9 protein-coding genes are annotated in these 8,218 nt (G+C 63.1%); 3 read left to right on the forward strand and 6 right to left on the reverse strand.

Annotation, left to right across the window (positions count from 1 at the left end; all coding sequences use genetic code 11):
• The first annotated feature begins 59 nt into the window (after nt 1-59).
• Both ASF61_RS21415 and ASF61_RS21420 read left to right on the forward strand, forming a co-directional pair.
• Complete coding sequence (locus ASF61_RS21415; protein ID WP_056160700.1) at nt 60-962, forward strand: MerR family transcriptional regulator; 903 nt, start codon at nt 60-62, stop codon at nt 960-962.
• 2 nt (nt 963-964) lie between these two features.
• Entirely contained in the window at nt 965-1,696 is a 732-nt protein-coding gene (locus ASF61_RS21420; RefSeq protein ID WP_229205963.1) for a S9 family peptidase, read from the forward strand.
• Between the two features lie 97 nt (nt 1,697-1,793).
• On the opposite strand, the gene ASF61_RS21425 is transcribed toward ASF61_RS21420, so the two are convergent.
• The 5 genes from ASF61_RS21425 to ribBA form a co-directional block, all read right to left on the reverse strand.
• Nucleotides 1,794-3,710, reverse strand: a complete 1,917-nt coding sequence (locus tag ASF61_RS21425) for an MFS transporter (protein ID WP_056160704.1) — start codon at nt 3,708-3,710, stop codon at nt 1,794-1,796.
• Between the two features lie 184 nt (nt 3,711-3,894).
• On the reverse strand, nt 3,895-4,188 hold the full coding sequence (locus tag ASF61_RS21430; RefSeq protein WP_056160706.1) for a hypothetical protein: 294 nt from the start codon (nt 4,186-4,188) through the stop codon (nt 3,895-3,897).
• A gap of 191 nt (nt 4,189-4,379) precedes the next feature.
• The gene (gene nusB, locus ASF61_RS21435; protein ID WP_056160708.1) at nt 4,380-4,850 is read right to left on the reverse strand and encodes a transcription antitermination factor NusB; all 471 of its coding nucleotides are present in this window, start codon (nt 4,848-4,850) and stop codon (nt 4,380-4,382) included.
• Between the two features lie 26 nt (nt 4,851-4,876).
• The gene (gene ribH / locus ASF61_RS21440; protein ID WP_019920536.1) at nt 4,877-5,365 is read right to left on the reverse strand and encodes a 6,7-dimethyl-8-ribityllumazine synthase; all 489 of its coding nucleotides are present in this window, start codon (nt 5,363-5,365) and stop codon (nt 4,877-4,879) included.
• Nucleotides 5,366-5,403: 38 nt separating this feature from the next.
• The gene (gene ribBA, locus ASF61_RS21445) at nt 5,404-6,513 is read right to left on the reverse strand and encodes a bifunctional 3,4-dihydroxy-2-butanone-4-phosphate synthase/GTP cyclohydrolase II (protein WP_056160710.1); all 1,110 of its coding nucleotides are present in this window, start codon (nt 6,511-6,513) and stop codon (nt 5,404-5,406) included.
• Between the two features lie 222 nt (nt 6,514-6,735).
• Here ribBA and ASF61_RS21450 point away from each other — a divergent pair, with 222 nt between their 5' ends.
• Nucleotides 6,736-7,113 carry a cytochrome c family protein gene (locus tag ASF61_RS21450; protein ID WP_056160712.1) on the forward strand — a complete coding sequence of 126 codons (378 nt, stop codon included), beginning with the start codon at nt 6,736-6,738 and terminating at the stop codon, nt 7,111-7,113.
• A 126-nt stretch (nt 7,114-7,239) separates the two neighbouring features.
• Here the strand turns inward: ASF61_RS21450 and ASF61_RS21455 are convergent, their stop codons facing one another.
• A complete protein-coding gene (locus tag ASF61_RS21455) occupies nt 7,240-7,620 on the reverse strand; it encodes a hypothetical protein (RefSeq protein ID WP_056160713.1) in 381 nt (126 codons plus the stop codon).
• Between the last annotated feature and the right edge of the window lie 598 nt (nt 7,621-8,218).

Genomic DNA, 8,218 nt, shown 5'->3' on the forward strand with positions numbered 1-8,218 from the left:
AAATGCTTGACCCTTACGTGGCGTGATCCCCCAGAATGCATTGTCACCAAGGAGGATTCATGAGACAGACTGTCAAACAGGTCGCCAAGGCCGCCGGCATCAGCGTGCGGGCGCTGCATCATTACGACCAGATCGGCCTGCTGACGCCGGAAATCGGCGGTAACGGTTATCGCTACTACGGCGAGCAGGAATTGCTGCGACTGCAGCGCATCGTGTTCTACCGCGAACTGGGTATCAGCCTGGCGGAGATCGGCCGCATGCTCGACGACCCTGCTTTTGATACCCGCGCCGCGCTGCTCGACTTGCGCCAGCGAGTGGCTGACGACATCGCGCGCCGGCGCGATCTGGCCGGCACCATCGACCGCACGCTGGCGCTGCTCGACGCTGGCAAGCCACTCGATGCGCGGCGCCTGTTCGACGGCGTGACGCTGGCCAGACAGGCAGAGTGGGAAGCGGAACTGGTGCAGCGCTACGGCCCGCCGGCGGCATCGGCAATCCGGCAATCGCAGCAAACGCTGGCGGCGCTCCCGTCGGCCGGCCTGCTCGACTTCAAGGCCGATATCGACGCCATCCACGCGCGCTTCGTGACCTTCATCGAACGCGGGCTGACGCCGGATGCGAACGAGGTACAGGCTGAAACGGCGCAGCACTATCGCTGGGTGTGCCGGTCGTGGCGGCCCGACGCCAGCGCCTATGCGGCGCTGGGCACGCTGTACACGGAGCAAGCTGAGTTCGACGCCATGTTCGACGCGCTGCACCCGCAACTGGCGACCTTCCTGGCCGAGGCGATGGCGATCCATGCGCGGCAGGTACTCGCGCCCGCGCCGGCAACTGCGCCGCAGGACACGTCAGCCAGGTCGCCACAGCGCACGCCGAACAGGACGTCTTTGTCAGTGGCGCCGGCGTCGACATCGCCTGCCGCCTCAGCCGCCCCGACGGCACCGCCGCGGGCGCAGTGCTGATCGTGCCCGGATCGCTGTTCAGCGATGTCGATGGCAATTATCCAACCATGAATATGCGGCCGCACGCCTACGCCGATCTGGCGCGCCAGCTCTGTGCACGCGGCTTTGCGGTCCTGCGCATGGCCAAGATCGGCCCCGGCACCGGCTCGCGCACTGTCGACGCAGCACTGGCTGCCACGCATACCGAATTTCTGACGCGGGTGGACGTGGCGGCAGCAGGCCTGACGCTGCTGCGCAGCTCCTTGGACACGCGGCCGGTCGTGGTTGCAGGTCATAGCGAGGGCGCGGTGGTGGCCTCGCTGCTGGCGGCCGGTGCCGAACCGGCCGCTATCGATGGCGTGGTGAGCCTGTCGGGACCTGCGTTGACGATTTTCGGCATCATGCGTGCCCAGATCGCGGCCATGGCACCGCCGGACGCCCCGCCCGACCTGGCGCTGTTCGACCGCTCGGTGGCTGCAATCCGCACCGGCCAGACCTTGCCGGCCGAGGCGGCGGACGATCCGGGAACTGCCATGCTGGCCGCCATGCCGGCAGCGGCCCACGCCTACCTGCGTAGCGCCGACCGCGTCGACCCGGTGGTGGCGCTGGCCAGCGTGCGGCAGCCGGTGCTGATCGTACAGGGCGGGCGCGACGCCTCGGTACCGGTACACCACGCGGACGCACTGCGCGCGGCCCGCATGACGCTGCCAACACAAGTGGCACTGTTCCCCGCGCTGAACCACTTCTACAAGTAGACCCCGGCCGACCTGCCACCGCTGCAATCGATGATGCTGGAAACCGAGAGCGATGCCGCAGTCGCCGACGCGATCGCCGCCTGGGCGCTGCGGCTGCCTACTTCCAGTCGCCGCGCAAGGCCGCCACGTCCTGCCGCAAGCCCTCGGGCGTGACGTCCTGCGGCGCCACCGGTTTGCCGACCGCCAGCGCCAGCTTCGAGCGCAGGCCGGCGTGGAAGGCGCGGCCGAAGATGTTTTCCCTGTTCCGGCTCAGCAGGTGGGTCCACAGGCCGCGCAGCGCCATCGGGATCACCGGCACCGGCGAGCGCTCGACGATCTTGGCCACGCCGCCCTTGAACGCGTTGATCTCGCCGTCGCGCGTGAGCTGCCCTTCCGGGAAGATGCATACCAAGTCGCCCTCGTGCAGGGCCTGGGCGATATCGACATAGGCCTTCTCCATCAGCCACGGATCTTCCTTGGCCGGCGCGATCGGGATCGCGCGCGCGGTGCGGAAAATCCAGCCCAGCAGCGGTGTCTTGAAAATCCGGTGGTCCATCACGAAGCGGATCGGGCGCGGCGCGACGGCGCCGATCACGATCGCATCGACATAGCTGACGTGGTTACAGACCAGCACTGCCGCGCCCTCGCGCGGAATGCGGTCGGCGTCCACCGTGTGCACGCGGTGCACGGTGTGGATCAGCAGCCAGGCCAGGAAACGCATCAGGAACTCCGGCACCAGCGAGAAGATGTAGACCGCCACCACTGCATTGAGCAGCGCCGTCACCAGGAACAGCTGCGGGATCGTCAGGCCCTGCCCCAGCAGCACGATGGCCATGCCGGACGCCGCCACCATGAACAGCGCGTTCAAAATGTTCATGCCGGCGATGGTGCGCGAAAGATGGGCCGGGTCGGCGCGCAGCTGGATCAGCGCGAACAGCGGCACGATGAAGAAGCCGCCGAACATGCCGATCATCAAAAAGTCGAACAGGATGCGCCAGATGCCGGGTTGCGCCAGCACGGTCATGATGCCGGCCGCTGCCTGGGCAGCGCCAGCGCCGCCGACGAAGGCATCGCTGGCGAAATACAGGTCGGCGCCGAAGACGGTCAGTCCGATCGAGCCGAACGGCACCAGGCCGATCTCCACCTTGGCGCCGGACAGCCGCTCGCACAGCAGCGAGCCCGATCCCACGCCCAGCGAAAACACGGTCAGCAGCAGCACGAAGGCGCCGTGGCCGCCGTGCAGGTAATCCTTGGCAAACACCGGCAATTGCGCCAGCAGCACGGCGCCGTAAAACCAGAACCACGAGTTGCCCAGCATCGACTGGAACACGACCCGGTTCTTGCTTGAATACCGCAGGTTGCGCAGCGACTCGCCGACAAAATTCCAGCTGACCTTGAGCGTGGGCATGGGCGCCGGCGACGCCGGAATCCGGTAGCTGGCCAGCAAGCCGATCAGCGCCACGAGAATCGTCGCGCCCGCTTCGAAATACAGGCCGTGCGGCTGCATGACCACCAGCAGCGCGCCGAGGATTTCGCCGGCCAGGATGCCGACAAAAGTGCCCATCTCGGTCACGCCATTGCCGCCGATCAGTTCTTCCTTGCCCAGGTGCTGCGGCAGGTAGGCATACTTGACCGGGCCGAACAGCGTGGAATGGATGCCCATGCCCACCACGGCAGCAACGAGCAGCCACAGGTGATGGGTTATCCAGCCTATGCCGGCCACGCTCATGATGGCCACTTCCAGCCATTTGACGCAGCGCGTCATGCCCGCCTTGTCGAACTTGTCGGCCAGCTGGCCGGCGGTGGCGGAGAACAGCACATAAGGCAGGATGAACAGGCCCGGAATCAGGTTGGTGACCAGCGACGGCGCCAGCGTGGTCCAGCTCAGGGCGTCGAAGGTGATGACGACGACCAGCGCGGTCTTGAACAGGTTATCGTTGAATGCGCCGAGAAACTGGGTCCAGAAAAAGGGGGCGAAGCGGCGCTGCTTCAGCAGCGAAAACTGGTTAGGCTGGCTCGGGGGGGACTGGCTCATTCGCGCGGATCCGTTCTCATGGTTTCCAGGGTGAACGGATTATACCCGCAGGCAGCAAGCCCGCTGTGACCTGACGCTCGGCATGGCGCGACGACCACGTGCGCGCCCGCAGTCAGCCAGCAAAATCAGCCAAAACGGGGCGATGCGGCCAACCCGCCTCGCCCCGTTTGCCCCGCGGCCAGCCTCAGGCCTTGAGCAGCTTGCCCCGCTGCCGCAGCAGCCCGATGCACGGTGCCGCCAGCAGGACCGGCGCCATGCCGGCCGCCACCAGGGCAATAGCGGCCCACCAGCCGTAGCCGGCAGCAGCGCTGACCAGCGCGCCGGTGGTCAGCGGTACCGCGAGAAAGCGTAGGAAGTGCGCGCGCGCCTTGGCGGCAGGCCACAGCTGCTGGCGCGGTGCGGCCAGGACCAGGCACAGCGCCGCCAGCGCGGCCACCAGCACGCAGTTGAGCATCGATGAGATTTCCGTGTTTGCCATGATGTCGCTCTCCGTTTACCATCAATGAGAATAATTCTCATTCATTTTATAGTATGCGCGTCTGGCGTGCATGGCAAGCGGTGGTTGGCGCCAGGGTCTGGCAGCTAACATTCGGTGACGGCGAAAGCGACGGGCGAAAAAAAACCGGACCTGGTGACAGGTCCGGTTCGTCGACGCGTTTGCCGATGCGGTCAGCGCTTCTTGTCGCCTGCCACTTCGTCGGGACGCAGCTTGGGCGCCAGCTTGTCCAGTACGCCGTTGACGTACTTGTGACCGTCGATACCGCCGAACGACTTGGTCAGCTCGACCGCCTCGTTGATGACCACGCGGTAAGGGATCTCGAGGTTGTTCTTCAGCTCGTACGCACCGATCAGCAGCACGGCGTGTTCGATCGGCGACAGCTCTTCGATACCGCGATCGACCAGCGGTGCAAACGTCTCGCGCAGGGCCACCGAATCCTGGATCGCACCGTACAGCAGCTTGGTGAAATGCTCGGCATCGGCCTTGTCGAAACCGTGGGCGGCGCGGATGTTGTTGACGACCGTCGCAGCGGGTTCGTTGTTCAGCAGCCACTGGTACAGGCCCTGCAGCGCGAACTCGCGCGCGCGGTGGCGCGGGGTGCGGTTCTTGCTGGGATTGGCGTGTTGGCTTTTATCTGTCATGGGATTACCTGTCATAAAAGAGCGACTTATTCGTCGTCGCCCTGGTCCTGATTGAGTTCCTCGAGGGCGATGGTCAGATTGGCCATCTCCACCGCCACGCGGGCAGCGTCCGTGCCTTTTTCGACCATGCGCACTTCGGCCTGCTCATCGGTTTCGGTGGTGAGAATGGCGTTGGCGATCGGAATGCCATAGTCGAGACCGATGCGGGTGATGCCGGCGCCCGACTCGTTCGAGACCAGCTCGAAGTGGTAGGTTTCGCCGCGGATCACGGCGCCCAGCGCGATCAGCGCGTCGAACTGCTGCGACTCGGCCATTTTTTGCAGCACCAGCGGCACTTCCAGCGCGCCGGGCACGGTCACGTGCAGCACGTCTTCGTCTTCCACGCCCAGGCGTTTCAGTTCTGCCAGGCAGGACGACAGCAGGCCGTGGCCGATGTCTTCGTTAAAACGGGCTTGAACGATGCCGACACGCAGGCCGTCGCCGTTCAGATTGGTATCGTAGCTTCCTACGGTCATGGTGAGCCTCTTATTGGTCAGTGTAGTCAGTAATCAGTTTAATTCGGTTTGGCCAGGTAGCCGGTCACTTCCAGGTCGAAGCCCGTCATCGACGGCATCTTGCGCGGGCTGGCCAGCAGTTGCATCTTGCACACGCCCACTTCGCGCAGGATTTGCGCGCCGATGCCGTAGCTGCGCAGGTCCATGCTGGCCGCGCGGCCTTTCGGCTTGGTTTCCGGCTTGTCGAGCGCGGCAAATTGCGCGAAGAACTGCTCGGCAGATTCTTCGCAGTTCAGCAGCACGATCACGCCGCTCTCAGCTGCCTTGACGGCGGCCAGCGACGACGACAGGTTCCAGGAGTGGGTGGTCGCTTCCGATTCCAGCACGTCGAGGATGGAGACCGGCTGGTGCACGCGCACCAGGGTGTCCTTGTCTTTCTGGATGTCGCCGTGCACCAGCGCCAGGTGGGCCGAGCCGCTCGGCTTGTCGCGGTACGCCAGCATGCGGAACTGGCCTTGCGCGGTGTTGAGCACGCGTTCGCCCACTTTTTCCACCAGCGATTCATTGCGGCTGCGGTACTGGATCAGGTCGGCAATCGTGCCGATTTTCAGATTGTGTTCCTTGGCAAATTCCAGCAGGTCCGGCAGGCGCGCCATGGTGCCGTCGTCCTTCACGATCTCGCAGATCACCGACGCTGGCGTCAGGCCGGCCATGGCCGTCAGGTCGCAGCCGGCTTCGGTATGGCCGGCACGCATCAGCACGCCGCCCTTCTGGGCCCTGAGCGGGAAGATGTGGCCAGGCTGGACGATATCGATTGCCTGTGCATCCTTGGCAACTGCAACCTGTATGGTCCGGGCACGGTCGGCTGCCGAAATGCCGGTGGTCACGCCTTCAGCCGCTTCGATCGATACCGTGAAGTTGGTGCCGAAAGCGGTGCCATTACGCGACGACATCATCGACAGTTCGAGCAGGTCGCAACGTTCTTCGGTCAGCGTCAGGCACACCAGGCCGCGCGCGTGCTTGATCATGAAATTGATGGCTTCCGGCGTGACGAAGTCCGCCGCGAGCACCAGGTCACCTTCGTTTTCCCGGTCTTCTTCATCGACCAGTATCACCATGCGGCCAGCGCGCAATTCGGCGACGATTTCTTCGGTGCTGGAAATTGACATGTTTAATCCTTGGGAGCTCATGCGAGAATAACCCGCTATTTTAATGGATTTACGGCAGGCCTACCGCAAAACCGCGCTTTTATCCTTGCCTGAACCGGACCGAAGTTTTCTTTCTGAAAACATTTTGTGCCATCGCCACCGCGTTTATCACGCCGCTGCGGCAATTTTGTGCTGCGGCAGCATTACCGGAGGTAATATCTCTGCAGCAACCTGGAGATCCCGATGCCGTTCCTGCGCCGTACTGTCTGCCTCGCCCTGTGCCTGATATTGTTGGCGGCCCAGGCGCACGCCCAGAGTGCTGCGGCCATCCGGCAGGGGCAGCGGCTGTGGCAGCAGCGCTGCACCGACTGCCACGCGCTCGACACCGACGAGACCGGCCCGCGCCACCGCGGCGTGTTCGGCCGCCGCTCCGGCAGCGTCAAGGGCTACGATTATTCGCGCGCCCTGAAACGCTCGAAGGTGACCTGGGACGCCGCAGCGCTCGACCGCTGGCTGACCGATCCCGAGCAATTCATTCCCGGGCAAAACATGGACGTCAAGGTGGCCAGCGCCGCCGAGCGGGCGGCGCTGATCGCCTATCTGCAGAGCCTGTCCCGCTAAAACCTCGAGGAACCGCCTGCTCAGCGACCGGCAGCGCCGACCGACACCATGCGCTCGACGTAGCGGGCGATTATGTTGAACAGCGTCATACCTCGCATGCCTACTAGCCTCTAACGCCACAACTCATTAAATACCGTCAGAAATACCGTCACTTACGACTGGCGGTTCCGACGCAATTTTGACCTGAACAGCAACTCGCTGCAACGCTCTCGCCAGATGCTGCTGGCGTTCTTCGATCAACCCGTCCCCCAACTCCCTTCCCGCTGGATTTTCGAGAAAGAAGACTTTCACCATTGCCTCCATGGAGGCACGCGACACCTTCAGCCTCTCGTTCGAGCCCAAGCCTAGTGTGCGAGTGAAGTACAAGTCCCTTTCAGCTATGGCCTGCCCAAATTCATCTATATGGTCTTTTGCTGCCTTAGTTTCCTGCCAGCGGCTCGGATCAAAAAAGCCGTTGAAGGTCCGAAAGTCAACCCAGAAATCATCATCCCGGTGCTCTAGTGTCATCAGCCACCTCGAAAAATATCAGTCGCAACCTGCATTGTTTGTCTACATTGTAACCCGAAGGAATGGCAGCTCTTAGCCGCAAAAATGACCAACTGATTTCCCCGCGTTTTGCGGCGTTTGAAACGGCACGGTACGCATCGGTATCAACTGACCGCTTTCGGCGGCTTGTCCGGCCGTTTAAGTGGCTTCTCTGGCATCGTGGTTTGCCGAGCATGCTGACGTTAAGCATGGTTCACAGGGTTTTGCGGCTCCAACGGCTGTTTGCTACAAAGTTATTTTGTTGTCAAAATACCTATGATCCATGAGATAATATTGGTGCAACGCTTGTTCGAGTCGGCACCGCATAGTACCGGCAGAGTGAGCGTGCTCATCGCGACATTACCTACCCAAACCCAGCTCCTCGAAATCGAAGTGCTTCGGGACCAGTAGCTCACTACACTCTATCCCCATCACATTATCTTGCAGCCGATTCAGGCAGGTAGTGCCGCGCCCAGTAAGCGTCCGCTCAGCGCCGTCTTGAGTGCAATGGTGATTTGATCGATGATGGCATCACACCGCTGGGAAGCGGCGTCATCTCAAAGGGCTGCTGGCAGGTTGC

Source organism: Duganella sp. Leaf126 (genome assembly GCF_001423125.1).
Taxonomy (GTDB): domain Bacteria; phylum Pseudomonadota; class Gammaproteobacteria; order Burkholderiales; family Burkholderiaceae_D; genus Rugamonas.

Excerpts from the sequence above, each read along its gene's own strand:
- ASF61_RS21425 (WP_056160704.1), bottom strand. The coding sequence starts at position 3,710 with ATGAGCCAGTCCCCCCCGAGCCAGCCTAACCAGTTTTCGCTGCTGAAG.
- ASF61_RS21450 (WP_056160712.1), top strand. The coding sequence starts at position 6,736 with ATGCCGTTCCTGCGCCGTACTGTCTGCCTCGCCCTGTGCCTGATATTG.
- ASF61_RS21415 (WP_056160700.1), top strand. The coding sequence starts at position 60 with ATGAGACAGACTGTCAAACAGGTCGCCAAGGCCGCCGGCATCAGCGTG.
- ASF61_RS21430 (WP_056160706.1), bottom strand. The coding sequence starts at position 4,188 with ATGGCAAACACGGAAATCTCATCGATGCTCAACTGCGTGCTGGTGGCC.
- ribBA (WP_056160710.1), bottom strand. The coding sequence starts at position 6,513 with ATGTCAATTTCCAGCACCGAAGAAATCGTCGCCGAATTGCGCGCTGGC.
- ASF61_RS21455 (WP_056160713.1), bottom strand. The coding sequence starts at position 7,620 with ATGACACTAGAGCACCGGGATGATGATTTCTGGGTTGACTTTCGGACC.
- ribH (WP_019920536.1), bottom strand. The coding sequence starts at position 5,365 with ATGACCGTAGGAAGCTACGATACCAATCTGAACGGCGACGGCCTGCGT.
- nusB (WP_056160708.1), bottom strand. The coding sequence starts at position 4,850 with ATGACAGATAAAAGCCAACACGCCAATCCCAGCAAGAACCGCACCCCG.